Origin of the sequence: Thermomonas sp. (genome assembly GCF_047606765.1) — a bacterium.
Lineage (GTDB): Bacteria > Pseudomonadota > Gammaproteobacteria > Xanthomonadales > Xanthomonadaceae > Thermomonas.
This window is the reverse complement of the sequence record NZ_JASGED010000024.1, coordinates 26,335-39,167: the sequence shown is the minus strand read 5'-3', so window position 1 is coordinate 39,167 and position 12,833 is coordinate 26,335. Positions and strand designations below refer to the sequence as shown.

The window sequence follows — 12,833 nt, the reverse complement described above, 5'->3', positions numbered from 1 at the left end:
TCCTTCGCCGAACGCATCAAGTTCAAGTCGGTGCTGCTGTTCTCGGTGCTGTGGTTCACCCTCAGCTACGTGCCGATGGCGCACATCGTGTGGGGTGGTGGCCTGCTGGGTGCGGACGGCGCGCTGGACTTCGCCGGCGGCACCGTGGTCCACATCAACGCGGCGGTGGCTGGCCTGGTGGCGGCGTACTTCCTGGGCAAGCGCATCGGCTACGGCCAGACCGCGCTGAAGCCGCACAACCTGCCGTTCACCATGATCGGTGCCGCGCTGCTGTGGGTGGGCTGGTACGGCTTCAACGCAGGTTCCGCCGGTGCCGCCAATGGCGCCGCAAGCCTGGCCTTCGTCAACACCACGCTGGCCACGGCGGCAGCGGTGCTGTCGTGGATTGGTGCCGAAGCCGTGCTGAAGGGCAAGGCTTCGCTGCTAGGCGGTGCATCCGGTGCGGTGGCGGGTCTGGTGGCGGTGACGCCGGCAGCCGGTTTCATCGGCCCGATGGGTTCGATCCTGCTTGGCCTGATCGCAGGCGTGCTCTGCCTGTGGGGCGTGACCGGCCTGAAGAAGCTGCTGGGTGCGGATGATTCCTTCGACGTGTTCGGCGTGCATGGCGTCGGCGGCATCGTGGGTGCCATCCTGACCGGCGTGTTTGCCGCGCAGAGCCTGGGCGGCACCGGTGGCCTGACTCCGGACACCTTCACCATCGGCGGTCAGGTCGTGATCCAGATCAAGAGCGTGCTGTTCACCATCGTCTGGTCGGGCGTGGCGGCAGCGGTCTCGCTGCTCATCACCAAGCTGCTGTTTGGCCTGCGCGTGAACGAGGACGCAGAACGCGAAGGCCTGGACATCGCCTCGCACGGCGAAAGCGCCTACGAGAACTGAGCAACAAGATCACGCAACCAAAGAGATCGCGGGCGGCAGGGATGCCGCCCGTTTTTTTGCGTGACAAAAAAAGTCCCGGGCAACCGGGATTGTTTGTTTGGGGAAAGGGTGACAGCCGAGGGATCAACTCCAAGGCCACACAACGAAGTTGTACGGTCACGACAGGATATGGCACTGCTACAGCAGGAGTGGGTCAATTCGCTTGTCTCAGAGAATGAGATAAATCCGTGGCTTCATGGACGCAGCGCCTTGTTGTGAGTTGCGCAGAAAACGGAAGCAGAGGGGCGCTGTCCATGGCATGGGAGGCCTAATCACCTGATTACAAAAGGAGGAGCAACATGAACTTTACGAATCTGGCGTTACTCGTGGCCGGCTTTATCGCCCTGTTTGCGTTTTACTTCGCAGCGATACTCGTCGCCGGTCTCGTCCTTGCTGCGTTCGACGCCGCCTGCCGTTACCCGAAGCAGCAACCGTGATGCAGTACACCTACACATTCAACCTGCACCCAAATCGGCTGCCGGTAACGGTGTTCGTTGGGATCGACAGCGAGTGGAAGCTACCGTACCCGCACCTGTGGACAGGCAGTGACCGCGCCGAGGTCTGGTATCCGCAGGGGTGTTTCCCCGTCGATCACTCGGCGGTGTCGCACGAAGGCGTACACCTCGCCACATGGGGGCTGGGGGTGCTGCCACACGACAGCTTCCGACAGCTTATCCCGGCGAACGACATGTGTTGGAGAAGCAAACGGGCGACACGCGAGGAAGCAATGGCGCGCATGGTCGACCGCCACGTCGATAACTTCTATGCGCAAGCGCAGCGGCATGGGCTGCAGGTTGTCGGCCCCAAGGTCACGGAGTTACTCCGGACGGTGGACATGGAGGGGTTCTATGGCGGCTAAACGCAAACGCTACCGCCCCAAGTTGGCGCGCAAGGAGTGGGCTGGAATCTAGCCTTATCTACGACAGCCCCAAGGAGAAAAACTGCACCTACCCAAACCGCTCCAAATCAAACGACGCTTGCGCCTTCACCCTTCCCGCGCACAGATCGGCCAGCAGTTCACCGCTGATCGCGGCCAGCGTCAGGCCTAGGTGCTGGTGGCCGAAGGCATAGGCAAGGTTGTCGAAACGTTCACTGCGGCCCAGCGCGGGCAGGTAATCCGGCAGCGTGGGGCGTGCGCCGAACCACGGCACCGGTTCGCCGTGTACGGGAATGCCGAGCTGCACAACATGTTCGCGCAGCCGCGCCCATTTGCGCGTGTCGGGTGGCGTGTCGATGCCGGCGTATTCCACGAAGCTGGCCGCGCGCAGGCCACCGGTAAAGCGGGTCAGGATCATCGAGCGATCCTCGAACACCACCGGCGGCAGCGCCGGCCAGTCATGCGTGGCCCATTGCAGGTGATAGCCGCGCTCCGCCACCAGCGGCGCGCGCAGGCCCAGCGGTTCCACCAGCGCGCGGGAGCGCACGCCAGCGCAGACCAGCAGCAGGTCGGCGTCGATGCGTTCGCCATCACTCGTCATGGCATGAACGCGGCGGTTTTCGCGTTGCAGTGACCGCACGCGGATGGTGCGCTGCACGCCACCGGCCTTCGCGAATGCCTCTGCAAGCCGCTGCGCCAATGTGGGCAGGTCGGCGATCTGGGCGGTGCCATCGAAGGCGATGCCGCCTGCAATCGGTATCGACAATGCCGCTTGCAGCGCCGCCCGCTGCGCATCGCCCAAGCTGGAGAAACGTGCGCTGCCGATGTCCGTGCCTTGCCACGCAGCAAGGCCGCGCTTGGTGCTGGCTTCGCTTTCCCAGCACACCCAGTGGCCGTGTTGTTGCAGAAGTTCCGGTGCGCTGATGGTCTGTACCAATCGCTGCCACGCCGGCAGCGCATCCGCCAGCAGGCCGCGCATCGCCCTCTTGCCTGCCTCGAAGCGCGATGGCGTGCAGGCGCGCAGGTAGCGCATCACCCACGGCAGCCGGCGCAGTGGTTCGCGCACGTCCAGCGCGCCGCCGAAGCCATGCCAGCGGCGCGGTGCGCTTCGCAGTGTCGCCAGCGAGGCCAGCGGTTCCATCTGTTCGGTGGCGATATGCCCGGCATTGCCCCACGACGGCGCGCTGCGGTTTGCATCGGCATCGGCCAAGGTCACCTGCCAGCCGTCACGTTGCAGCGCCAGTGCGCAGGCGCGCCCGACCACGCCACCACCGATGACCAGAGCAGATGCGGATGGCGATGTCATGGGCGTGGACGAGGATGATGAGGCGATCATGCTAGGCGTTATCGCGTGCTTGCGGCTATGCCGCAATCCGCATCGCGGGCATTGATTGCGGCGGCATCAGGCAACCAGCCGTCGATAGTCGCGCGGCGTTGCACCCACCGATGCCTTGAACTGCCGGCTGAAGGCGCTCTGGTCACTGAAACCGCAGGCCTGCCCGATGGCGGCGATGCTGTCATCGCCACGCAGCAGCTCCATCGCCGCTTCGATGCGCAGGCGCGTGAGCCATTGCTGCGGGGTGAGGTGGAACACGCGATGGAACTGGCGTTCCAGTTGTGAAAGCGACAGCCCGGCCAGCTTCGCCAGCGCCTGCATGCGCACGCCCTCGCCGTAGTGCGCTTCCATGTGGTCAAGCACGCGGCGCAGGCGCGCATAGCCGGGGTGGCGGCCATCCGGCTGCTTGAGGTCGTGCGATAGGCCGATCAGGCCGATGATGGCCTCGCCCTGCCGCAGCGGCGTCTTGTGGGTCAGGCACCAGCCGGGCGCGCGATTGGGGAACAGGTGGATTTCAAGCTGGCTGCTGATTGCATGGCCGGCCAGCACACGCCGATCCTGCGAGGCATAGGCATCGCCAAGACGCTGCGGGAACAGCTCGGCGGGCGTGCGGCCCACCACGTCCTCGCGCCTGTTCAAACCCAGCCGGCGCACCAGGGTCAGGTTGGCGTGGGTGTAGCAGCCGCGCGCATCCTTGATGAAGAACACTGTGTCCGGCAGCGTGTCCAGCAGCTTCTGCAACTGGTCGGCATCGACGTGGACGGGCAGGGCGCGGGTCATTGCCGCAGGATCTTGTCCATGGCCTTGCCCTTGGCCAGCTCATCGACCAGCTTGTCCATGTAGCGGATGTTGCGCATCAGCGGGTCTTCGATGTCTTCCACGCGCACGCCGCAGACCACGCCTCTGATGAGCGTGACGTTCGGGTTGATTGCAGGCGCTTCGGCGAAGAATGTCTCCAGGTCACATTCGCGTTCGATCTGGCGTTGCAGCTGCGGCTGGCTGTAGCCCGTCAGCCAGCGGATGACCTGATCCACTTCCTCCCGCGTGCGGTTCTTGCGCTCTGCCTTCTGCACGTAGAGCGGATGGACGCTGGAGAACTTGATTCGGTAAACGCGATGCTGCGGCATGGTGTCTGCTCCGGTCTGTCGGGCTCGATTATGCCGATTTGCGCATCTGCATGGCGGGGACGCGGCTAGACGCGCGCGTGCCGGCGGAGGATGCTGCGCGGCATGCATCGGATCGACTACATCGACTCCCACACCGGCGGCGAACCCACCCGCGTGGTGTTGTCCGTGTTGCCCGGCATGCAGCAGGGCACGCTGGCCGAATGCCGCGCCGCGCTGGTGCGCGAGCACGACCGCTGGCGCAGCATGATCGCCTGCGAGCCGCGTGGTTCGGACACCATGGTCGGCGCGCTGCTGTTGCCTGCGGAAAGCGCCGGCTCGGTGGCATCGGTCATCTTCTTCAACAACGTCGGCGCGCTGGGCATGTGCGGCCACGGCACGATTGGCGTGGTGCGCACGCTGGCGCACCTGGGCCGCATCGCGCCCGGCTGCCATGCCATCGACACGCCGGTCGGCACCGTGACCGCCGAACTGCATGACGATGGCCGCGTGTCCATCGACAACATCGAAAGCTGGCGGCACGCGCATGCGGTTGCAGTCGATGTGCCGGGCTTTGGCGTGGTGCGTGGCGATGTGGCATGGGGCGGCAACTGGTTCTTCATCAGCAATGACGCACCGCTGCCGCTGGATTACGCGCACTGGCGTGAGCTGACCGCCTACACCGCCGCGATCCGCAAAGCGCTGACTGCCGCCGGCATTCGCGGTGCCGACTTTGCTCCGATCGACCACATTGAACTGGGCACCGCGCCGGTCGATGCCGCCAACCACGCGCGTAACTTCGTGCTGTGTCCGGGGCTGGCCTACGACCGTTCGCCCTGTGGCACCGGCCTGTCGGCCAAGCTGGCCTGCCTTGCCGCCGACGGCAAACTGGCGGCGGGCGACATCTTCCGCATGGAAAGCCTGATCGGCAGCGTGTTCGAAGGCAGTTACGCGCACGCCGCTGATGGCCGCATCCGTCCACGCATCACCGGCCGCGCCCATCTGTTCGGCGAAGGCCGGTTGCTGGTCGAGGACGACGATCCTTTCGCATGGGGCATCACCGCGCGCTGACCTGCGATGCCCTTTCACCCATGACTTCTGCCTCACACCGGATGACCACCATGAGCAAAGCCACGTTCTGGCGCGGCGTCGTGCCCGCCATCACCACGCCCTTCAATGCGGACGGCAGCATCGACCACGCCTTCCTTGCGCGCCATGCCAACTGGCTGATCGACGCCGGCTGCACCGGCATCGTGCCGCTGGGCTCGCTGGGCGAGGGCGCAACGCTTTCGTTCGACGACAAGCTCGCCATCGTGAAGACGCTGGTGGACGCGCTGGGCGACCGCGCGCCGGTGATCCCCGGCATCGCCGCGCTGTCCACCGATGAAGCGGTGCGGCTGGCGCAGGAATGCGAAAAGCTGGGCGCGCGTGGCCTGATGGCGCTGCCGCCTTATGTGTATTCCACCGACTGGCGCGAGATGGGTGCGCACATGCGCGCGGTGCTGTCGGCGACCAGGCTGCCGGTGCTGCTGTACAACAACCCGGTGGCGTACAAGACCGACTTCGTGCCGGAGCAGATTGCCGCACTCGCCGCCGAGTTCCCGCTGCTGCAGGCGGTGAAGGAATCCTCCTGCGACATCCGCCGTTTTGCCGCCATTCGCGCGCTGCTTGGCGACAGGCTCGACCTGATGGTGGGCATGGACGATGCCATCGTCGAAGGCGTGAGCATGGGTGCGGTGGGCTGGATCGCCGGCGTGGTCAATGCGTTCCCGATCGAGTCCGTGCGCGTGTTCGAACAGGCCCGCGACGGCGGTGCGGATGCAGCGATGGAACTGTACGCATGGCTGCTGCCGCTGCTGCGCATGGACACGGTGCCGAAGTTTGTGCAGCTCATCAAGCTGATGCAGGCGCGCGTGGGCCAGGGCAGCGAGCGCGTGCGCGCACCGCGTCTGGTGCTGGAAGGCACCGAGCGCGAGGACGCGCTGCGGGTGATCGATCACGCGATTGCGACGCGGCCTAAGCTCTAGCTCGTCATTCCGGCGTAAGCCGGAATCCAGCTTCTAATGCAGAACAAAGGCTGGATCCCGGCTTTCGCCGGGATGACGAACCGAACTACTGCGTAAGGTGAAACATATGGAACAACTTCTGATCGCCGGCCAATGGCGCAACCCGAGCAACCCCGTGGGCAGCTTCCACGCAGTGAACCCCGCCACCGGCGAAGTCATCGGCCCGGCGTTCCCACGTTCTGGTGATGACGACATCGAACTGGCCGTGGTCGCTGCCTCGCAGGCTGCCGATGCATTGGCAGCGACCGAGCCGGAACGCATCGCCGCGTTCCTGGACGCCTATGCCGCCGCCATCGAGGCGGCGAAGGACGAACTTGTCGCCACCGCGCATGCGGAAACCGGATTGCCGGTGTCGCCGCGCCTTGCCGACGTGGAGCTGCCGCGCACCAGCGGCCAGCTTCGGCAGGCGGCGCAGGCCGTGCGCGCCTATGCATGGACGCATCCGGTCATCGACACGAAAACAGGCCTGCGCGCACATTTCGCGCCGCTGCAGAAACCCGTTGTCGTGTTCGGGCCCAACAATTTTCCGTTCGCGTACAACGCCGTGGCCGGCAGTGATTTCGCTTCCGCCATCGCCACGCGCAACCCGGTCATCGCCAAGGCGCACCCCTTGCATCCGGCCACCAGCAGACTGCTGGCGTCACTGGCATTCGATGCCGCCATCGCAAACGGCTTGCCTGCGGCCACGGTGCAGTTGCTTTATGACTTCGACAGCGCACTTGGTTTGCGGCTTGTGGGTGATCGCCGCATCGGTGCGATTGGTTTCACCGGCAGCCGCGCAGCAGGCCTTGCATTGAAGTCGGCAGCGGACGCATCCGGCATCCCGATTTATGCGGAGATGTCCAGCGTGAACCCGGTGTTCCTGCTGCCCGGCGCATTGCGCGAACGCGGTGAAACGCTGGCGCAGGAGTTCTTCGGCTCCTGCACGATGGGCAGCGGCCAGTTCTGCACCAACCCCGGCATCGTGCTGGTGCCGGCGAATGCGGATGGCGATGCCTTCCTCGCACGCGCTGCCGAAAGGTTTGATGCCGCCGCGCCGATGGTGCTGCTCTCGACCGGCGTGCAGCAGCACCTGGCTGCCGGCGTGCAGGCCTTGCGCGATGCAGGCGCGCAACTGGTGGCCGGCAAGGCGAGTGCGGATGGCCCCGGTTCGCGTTACACGCCAAGCCTGCTTTCGGTCGATGGCGACGCCTTTCTCGCGCATGCGCAAGCACTGCAACAGGAAGCCTTCGGCCCGGTCTCCCTGCTGGTGCGTTACCGCGACATCGATCAGGCCATCGCCATCGCCCGCGCCTTCGATGGCAACCTCACCGGCAGCCTGCACAGCGCCGCCGACGGCAGTGACGATGCGGCATACAAACGCATCGCCGCCGCACTGCGCCCGCGCGTGGGCCGTCTGATCGACGACAAGTGGCCGACCGGCGTTGTGGTCAGCCCGGCCATGCAGCATGGCGGGCCGTACCCCAGCACCAGCCATGCCGGCTTCACTTCGGTGGGCATGCCGGCGGCGATCCATCGCTTCGCGCAGTTGCAGGCCTACGACAACGTGCGCGACGACCGCCTGCCCGTCGAACTGCGCAATGCCAACCCTGCTGGCGTGCAGCGGTTGGTGGATGGCGTGTGGTGCGACCGCGCGCTGTGATCCATCAGGCGGCCAGCTTGATCCTTGCCGGCTTGCCAAGCTTTGCGGCGAACGTCACCAGCATGTCCAGGCTGAACTTCTCGACCTTCCCGCGCCGCAGATCAGACACGCGGCTCTGACTGACGCCGAGCACCTCGGCGGCAGCAACCTGTGTCATCCCGCGAGCGCGGATGGTCTTGTCCACTTGCGCCATCAGGTCAGCACGCAGCGCCAGCACCTGCGCTTCGGCATCGTCGAAACCAAGATCGACGAACACGTTGCCGCTGGAAACTTCGATCCTGTTTTCGTCCCGAACCTTCTTGCGCATGGTCATGTCCGCGTTCTAGGGAATCAGCTTGTAACGGGCCTTGCCCTTGTCCAGATCCTGTTGGCTGGTGCGTTGGGTCTTCTTCTGGAAGGCATGCAACACATAAACCGCCGTCGCGCTTTCCACCACGTAGAACACCCGGAACGCGCCATCCTGCGTGCGGATGCGGATTTCCCGCGCACCTTTGCCCACTGCCTGCATGGGCTTCCAGTCGCGCGGCTGCGCGCCTTGCTGGATCAGGCGCAGATCAGTGCCGGCTTCCTTTCGCGCATCAAGCGGGAACGCCTTCACGTCGTCTCTGGATGTACCCAGCCAGTACAGTTCCTTCATGGCGAATATATCAGTATTTGTATTTTTCGCAAGGGAGTCGAAGCGCAATGGCAAGGCTGGATTGCCCAGCGCGCTTCAACAATCGGAAAACCCCCGCAACGCGGTCGGGGAAGTCTGGTTCTTTCGGGTTGCACCGGATCGAGTGACCGCGCCTTGCGTCGCCTGTCTTGAACAGGGCTATGATCGGCGCATGTTCACGTTCAAGCGCGCACTGCTTCCTGCCGTCTGCCTGACGCTTGCCGCGTGTGCGGCGCATCCCGTGCGCAATCCGCTGGCCGAATGGGTGCCTTCGCCCAACTTCGACCAGCGCCGCCCGCTGGTGATCGTGCTGCACGCCACCGAGCAGCAATCTGCCGAGGAGAGCCTGCACACCCTGCGCACGCGCAACAGTCGCGGGCCGGTGAGTGCGCATTACCTGATCGGCGACGATGGCCGCATCTATCAGTTGGTGGCCGATGGCGAACGCGCATGGCATGCCGGCATCGGGCGCTGGGGCACGCTCACCGAACTCAATTCGGCATCGATCGGCATCGAACTGGACAACGATCGTGGTGAGCCTTTCAGCGAAGCGCAGATCACCGCGCTGCTGCGCCTGCTGGAAGACCTCACCACCCGCCTGCGCATTGCCAAGACGCAGGTGATCGCGCATGCCGACATGGCACCCACCCGCAAGCGCGACCCCGGCTCGCTGTTCCCGTGGCAGCGGCTGGCCGATGCCGGTTTCGGGCTGTGGCCGAAAGGTGAGTTGCGCGACCCGCCTGCCGGCTTCGACCCGTGGCTGGCGATGGCGGCGATTGGCTATCCACTGGACAACCGCGCTGCTGCGGTGCGCGCCTTCCATCGCCACTATCGCGGGCGCGACGAGGACGAAGACCCGAACGTCGTTTTCGATGCCGAAGACCTGCGCATCCTGCATGCGCTGGCGCGGATTCGCACCGGCGAGGAATGATTTGGTGCTGGTGATCGGCGGGTTTTGCACTAGATTAGTGCAATGCGCTTTGATCCCGCCGCCGATGCCGTACTCGATGAACTCGCCACGCCGGTGCTGCGCTTGGACGCCGCCGGCAACATCCGCGCGCTGAACGTTGCTGCCGCCGGCTGGCTGGGCGTCAGCCGTCGCCGCGTGCTGGGCCTGCACGCGGCAGCGCTGGAACGCGATGGCACCGGCCTGTCCGAAGTGCTGGCGCAGAAACCGGAAGCCCCGGCGCGGTTGCGCAGGATCGGGCTGGCCTTTCCCGGCAGCGAGGCATTGCAGTTCGCCGATCTGTGGCTGGGCGCGAGCGAGGATGGCTACTGGCTGGAAATGCACCCGGTGGACGAGTTCCCCGGCGGCGATCCGGCGGAAGTGCTGCCGTCCGCGTTGTCGGCATCGTTGAAGGGATTGGCCCACGAACTGCGCAACCCGCTGGTCGGCATCAAGGGCGCGGCGCAGTTGCTGTCACGGCGCGGCGATGCCGATGCGCGCGAACTCACCGGCATCATCGAAAGTGAAGTGAAGCGACTGGTGGCGCTGGTCGATGGCCTGCTGAATCCTGCACCACAGCGTGCGTTCGAGCCGGTCAACATCCACGCCGTGTTGGAGCGCGTGCTGCGCCTGACCGAAAGCGATGCTGGCTGGGCGGTGCGCATGCAGCGCGATTACGACCCGTCGCTGCCGGAGTTCCCCGGCGATGCCGACCGCCTTGCGCAGGCGCTGTGGAATCTGGTGCGCAATGCCATCGATGCCGGCGCAGGCAGCGTGCAACTGCGCACCCGCGCCGAACACGGCGCGCGCATCGGCGAGGAAATCGTGCCGCTGGCGCTGCGGCTGGAGGTGGGCGATGACGGCCGCGGCGTGCCGGCGGAACTGGCCGAGCAGATCTTCCTGCCGTTGGTCAGCGGGCGCGCCGACGGCACCGGCCTGGGATTGGCACTGGCGCAGCAGGTGGCGCGCGAACATCGCGGCGCGCTGACCTATCGCTCGCGCCCCGGCCACACCGTGTTCACCCTGTTGATGCCGCTTTCCACGGACGAGGAGGACGCGCATGGCTGAACCGGCGCAGGTCTGGGTGGTCGATGACGACCGTTCAGTGCGTTTCGTGCTGGCCACCGCATTGAGCGAAGCCGGCTACCGCGTGACCGCATTTGCCGATGCCGACGAAGTGCTGGATGCACTGGCCGTGCAGCGCGCGCCGTCGCTGGTCATCACCGATGTGCGCATGCCCGGCGACAGCGGGCTGGTGTTGCTGGAGAGATTGAAGGCAGTGCTGCCGCGATTGCCGGTGATCGTGATGTCGGCGCATACGGATGTTGCCAGCACCGCAGGCGCGTTCCGTGGCGGTGCGCACGAGTTCCTGTCCAAGCCCTTCGATCTGGACGAAGCCGTGGCCTTGGTGCGGCGCGCATTGCCCGAACACGCACCGGCATCGCCATCACCACAGGCGGCACCGACGCGCGATGAGTTGCCTGCATTGGTGGGCGATGCCCCGGCCATGCGCGAACTGTTCCGCGCCATCGGCAGGCTGGCGCAGGTGCCGCTGTCGGTGCTGGTCACCGGCGAGACCGGCACCGGCAAGGAACTGGTGGCGCGCGCGCTGCATCGCGAATCGCCGCGTGCATCGCGTCCGTTCGTGGCACTCAACACCGCCGCGATCCCTGCGGAGTTGCTGGAATCGGAATTGTTCGGCCACGAGGCCGGCGCGTTCACCGGCGCACACAAGCGCCATGTGGGCCGCTTTGAACAGGCCGATGGCGGCACCTTGTTCCTCGATGAAATCGGCGACATGCCCGCCGCGCTGCAGACGCGCCTGTTGCGCGTATTGGCCGAAGGCGAGTTCTTCCGCGTCGGCGGGCGCGAACTGATCCGCGTGGATGTGCGCGTGATCGCCGCCACCCACCAGCCGCTGGAAGTGCTGGTGGAGCAGGGCCGTTTCCGCGCCGACCTGCTGCATCGCCTCGACGTGGTGCGCCTGCGCCTGCCGCCGCTGCGCGAACGCCGCGACGACATTCCGCAACTGGCGACGCGCTTCCTCGCCAATGCCACCGCCCGCCTGCAACTGCCGCCCAAGGCGTTTTCCGCCGCCGCGATGCAGCGGCTGTGCGCATGGCACTGGCCGGGCAACGTGCGTGAACTGGAAAACGTGTGCTGGCGACTGGCGGCACTGGCACCGGGCGACACCATCGGCAGCGATGACCTTGCCGACACCCTGCCCGACGGCGGGCAGGCACGGGCCGATGTGATGCAATTGGACTGGCCCCGGCAGTTGCAGGACTGGGCACGGCAGAAACTGCGCGAAGGTGCCGATGGCGACCTGCATGCGCAGGCCCGCGACTTGTTCGACCGCGCCCTGCTGGAAGCCGCACTTGCCCATTGCAACGGCCATCGCGGCGATGCCGCGCTTGCGCTTGGACTGGGCCGCAATACCGTGACCCGCAAGCTGGGTTCATCGCGCAAGCGGCGTTGATTCCCTGCGGATGTGCGGAGCAAGCTCCGCACCCACGAACCACTGCACCTGTAGGTGCCGAGCTTGCTCGGCACGGGGCATGGCGTGGAGCAAGCTCCACGCCTACGGGGTATCGGGATGCGTATCCCTTGTAGGTGCCGAGCTTGCTCGGCACACCCACCTTCATGTCCGCTGAAACATCCCGCAGGTAAAGTTCCACCATCCACGCAAAGGGAGTTCCCCATGAAGCCGTTGCCTCAAACTCTTCTCGCCCTTGCCATTGCCGCCACGCTGGCTGCCTGCGCCAGCACCCCGGCTTCGACCCGATCCGCATCCACGCCACCTGCGGTCAGCACCGCGAAACAAGCGGTGGTGAACCTTGCCTCGGCATCCGCCAGTCTGGTCAGCGGCAAGCTGACGCTGGTGCCGATGGGCGATGGCGTACACGTCACCGGCGAGATTGGCGGGCTCAAGGCCGGCAGCAGCCACGCCTTCCACATCCATGAAAAAGGCGATTGCAGCGCCGCCGATGCCAGCAGCGCCGGTGGTCACTTCAATCCCGCCGGGCAGCCGCACGGGCGCGCCGGCCAAGGCCCGCACCATGCCGGGGATGCCGACAACCTCGTCGCCGATGCCAACGGCGTCGCCAAGGTGAACGTGCATTTCAGCGGCGTCACGCTGGGCGGCGGTGCGGCCAATGACATCGCCGGTCGCGGCGTGATCGTGCATGCCGCGCCTGATGACTACAGCAGCCAGCCAGCAGGCAATGCCGGTGCGCGCGTGGCCTGCGGGGTGATTACGGTCACCCAGTAAATCGGAGTTTCTCAAGCACGCG

14 protein-coding genes and 1 pseudogene are annotated in these 12,833 nt (G+C 65.8%); 10 read left to right on the top strand and 5 right to left on the bottom strand.

Annotated features, from left to right (window positions below):
• The 3 genes and pseudogenes from QM612_RS02815 to QM612_RS02805 all read left to right on the top strand — a co-directional run.
• Positions 1-876, top strand: a pseudogene (locus QM612_RS02815) (ammonia channel protein); the annotation flags it as partial.
• A 338-nt stretch (positions 877-1,214) separates the two neighbouring features.
• On the top strand, positions 1,215-1,352 hold the full coding sequence (locus QM612_RS02810; protein ID WP_415252381.1) for a hypothetical protein: 138 nt from the start codon (positions 1,215-1,217) through the stop codon (positions 1,350-1,352).
• Positions 1,352-1,774 carry a hypothetical protein gene (locus QM612_RS02805; protein ID WP_415252380.1) on the top strand — a complete coding sequence of 141 codons (423 nt, stop codon included), beginning with the start codon at positions 1,352-1,354 and terminating at the stop codon, positions 1,772-1,774. The genes QM612_RS02810 and QM612_RS02805 overlap by 1 nt, the downstream gene beginning before the upstream one ends.
• A gap of 88 nt (positions 1,775-1,862) precedes the next feature.
• On the opposite strand, the gene QM612_RS02800 is transcribed toward QM612_RS02805, so the two are convergent.
• The 3 genes from QM612_RS02800 to QM612_RS02790 all read right to left on the bottom strand — a co-directional run bounded on the left by QM612_RS02800 (position 1,863) and on the right by QM612_RS02790 (position 4,255).
• The gene (locus QM612_RS02800; protein WP_415252379.1) at positions 1,863-3,098 is read right to left on the bottom strand and encodes an NAD(P)/FAD-dependent oxidoreductase; all 1,236 of its coding nucleotides are present in this window, start codon (positions 3,096-3,098) and stop codon (positions 1,863-1,865) included.
• Between the two features lie 96 nt (positions 3,099-3,194).
• Complete coding sequence (locus QM612_RS02795) at positions 3,195-3,908, bottom strand: helix-turn-helix domain-containing protein (RefSeq protein WP_415252378.1); 714 nt, start codon at positions 3,906-3,908, stop codon at positions 3,195-3,197.
• Positions 3,905-4,255 carry a DUF2200 domain-containing protein gene (locus QM612_RS02790; protein ID WP_415252377.1) on the bottom strand — a complete coding sequence of 117 codons (351 nt, stop codon included), beginning with the start codon at positions 4,253-4,255 and terminating at the stop codon, positions 3,905-3,907. Before QM612_RS02790 ends, QM612_RS02795 begins: the two co-directional genes overlap by 4 nt.
• A gap of 102 nt (positions 4,256-4,357) precedes the next feature.
• Here QM612_RS02790 and QM612_RS02785 point away from each other — a divergent pair, with 102 nt between their 5' ends.
• From QM612_RS02785 to QM612_RS02775, 3 genes are all read left to right on the top strand, one after another.
• Positions 4,358-5,302 (top strand): proline racemase family protein, encoded by a 945-nt coding sequence (locus QM612_RS02785; RefSeq protein WP_415252376.1) that lies wholly within the window; start codon positions 4,358-4,360, stop codon positions 5,300-5,302.
• Between the two features lie 50 nt (positions 5,303-5,352).
• Positions 5,353-6,258, top strand: coding sequence for a dihydrodipicolinate synthase family protein (locus QM612_RS02780; protein WP_415252375.1), 906 nt, complete (start codon positions 5,353-5,355; stop codon positions 6,256-6,258).
• A 106-nt stretch (positions 6,259-6,364) separates the two neighbouring features.
• A complete protein-coding gene (locus QM612_RS02775; RefSeq protein WP_415252374.1) occupies positions 6,365-7,939 on the top strand; it encodes an aldehyde dehydrogenase (NADP(+)) in 1,575 nt (524 codons plus the stop codon).
• A 4-nt stretch (positions 7,940-7,943) separates the two neighbouring features.
• Here the strand turns inward: QM612_RS02775 and QM612_RS02770 are convergent, their stop codons facing one another.
• Together QM612_RS02770 and QM612_RS02765 are read right to left on the bottom strand one after the other, a co-directional pair.
• Positions 7,944-8,252 (bottom strand): helix-turn-helix domain-containing protein, encoded by a 309-nt coding sequence (locus QM612_RS02770; RefSeq protein ID WP_415252373.1) that lies wholly within the window; start codon positions 8,250-8,252, stop codon positions 7,944-7,946.
• Between the two features lie 9 nt (positions 8,253-8,261).
• Positions 8,262-8,576 carry a type II toxin-antitoxin system RelE/ParE family toxin gene (locus tag QM612_RS02765; protein ID WP_415252372.1) on the bottom strand — a complete coding sequence of 105 codons (315 nt, stop codon included), beginning with the start codon at positions 8,574-8,576 and terminating at the stop codon, positions 8,262-8,264.
• A gap of 190 nt (positions 8,577-8,766) precedes the next feature.
• Here QM612_RS02765 and QM612_RS02760 point away from each other — a divergent pair, with 190 nt between their 5' ends.
• The 4 genes from QM612_RS02760 to QM612_RS02745 all read left to right on the top strand — a co-directional run bounded on the left by QM612_RS02760 (position 8,767) and on the right by QM612_RS02745 (position 12,811).
• Positions 8,767-9,525 (top strand): N-acetylmuramoyl-L-alanine amidase, encoded by a 759-nt coding sequence (locus QM612_RS02760; protein WP_415252371.1) that lies wholly within the window; start codon positions 8,767-8,769, stop codon positions 9,523-9,525.
• 42 nt (positions 9,526-9,567) lie between these two features.
• Positions 9,568-10,608: a two-component system sensor histidine kinase NtrB gene (locus QM612_RS02755; protein ID WP_415252370.1), complete on the top strand. Its 1,041-nt coding sequence runs from the start codon at positions 9,568-9,570 to the stop codon at positions 10,606-10,608.
• Positions 10,601-12,019 (top strand): nitrogen regulation protein NR(I), encoded by a 1,419-nt coding sequence (gene ntrC, locus QM612_RS02750; RefSeq protein ID WP_415252369.1) that lies wholly within the window; start codon positions 10,601-10,603, stop codon positions 12,017-12,019. Before QM612_RS02755 ends, ntrC begins: the two co-directional genes overlap by 8 nt.
• A 222-nt stretch (positions 12,020-12,241) precedes the next feature.
• Positions 12,242-12,811, top strand: a complete 570-nt coding sequence (locus QM612_RS02745) for a superoxide dismutase family protein (protein WP_415252368.1) — start codon at positions 12,242-12,244, stop codon at positions 12,809-12,811.
• Positions 12,812-12,833: the final 22 nt, after the last annotated feature.

Excerpts from the sequence above, each read along its gene's own strand:
- QM612_RS02810 (WP_415252381.1), top strand. The coding sequence starts at position 1,215 with ATGAACTTTACGAATCTGGCGTTACTCGTGGCCGGCTTTATCGCCCTG.
- QM612_RS02805 (WP_415252380.1), top strand. The coding sequence starts at position 1,352 with ATGCAGTACACCTACACATTCAACCTGCACCCAAATCGGCTGCCGGTA.
- QM612_RS02800 (WP_415252379.1), bottom strand. The coding sequence starts at position 3,098 with ATGACATCGCCATCCGCATCTGCTCTGGTCATCGGTGGTGGCGTGGTC.
- QM612_RS02795 (WP_415252378.1), bottom strand. The coding sequence starts at position 3,908 with ATGACCCGCGCCCTGCCCGTCCACGTCGATGCCGACCAGTTGCAGAAG.
- QM612_RS02790 (WP_415252377.1), bottom strand. The coding sequence starts at position 4,255 with ATGCCGCAGCATCGCGTTTACCGAATCAAGTTCTCCAGCGTCCATCCG.
- QM612_RS02785 (WP_415252376.1), top strand. The coding sequence starts at position 4,358 with ATGCATCGGATCGACTACATCGACTCCCACACCGGCGGCGAACCCACC.
- QM612_RS02780 (WP_415252375.1), top strand. The coding sequence starts at position 5,353 with ATGAGCAAAGCCACGTTCTGGCGCGGCGTCGTGCCCGCCATCACCACG.
- QM612_RS02775 (WP_415252374.1), top strand. The coding sequence starts at position 6,365 with ATGGAACAACTTCTGATCGCCGGCCAATGGCGCAACCCGAGCAACCCC.
- QM612_RS02770 (WP_415252373.1), bottom strand. The coding sequence starts at position 8,252 with ATGACCATGCGCAAGAAGGTTCGGGACGAAAACAGGATCGAAGTTTCC.
- QM612_RS02765 (WP_415252372.1), bottom strand. The coding sequence starts at position 8,576 with ATGAAGGAACTGTACTGGCTGGGTACATCCAGAGACGACGTGAAGGCG.
- QM612_RS02760 (WP_415252371.1), top strand. The coding sequence starts at position 8,767 with ATGTTCACGTTCAAGCGCGCACTGCTTCCTGCCGTCTGCCTGACGCTT.
- QM612_RS02755 (WP_415252370.1), top strand. The coding sequence starts at position 9,568 with ATGCGCTTTGATCCCGCCGCCGATGCCGTACTCGATGAACTCGCCACG.
- ntrC (WP_415252369.1), top strand. The coding sequence starts at position 10,601 with ATGGCTGAACCGGCGCAGGTCTGGGTGGTCGATGACGACCGTTCAGTG.
- QM612_RS02745 (WP_415252368.1), top strand. The coding sequence starts at position 12,242 with ATGAAGCCGTTGCCTCAAACTCTTCTCGCCCTTGCCATTGCCGCCACG.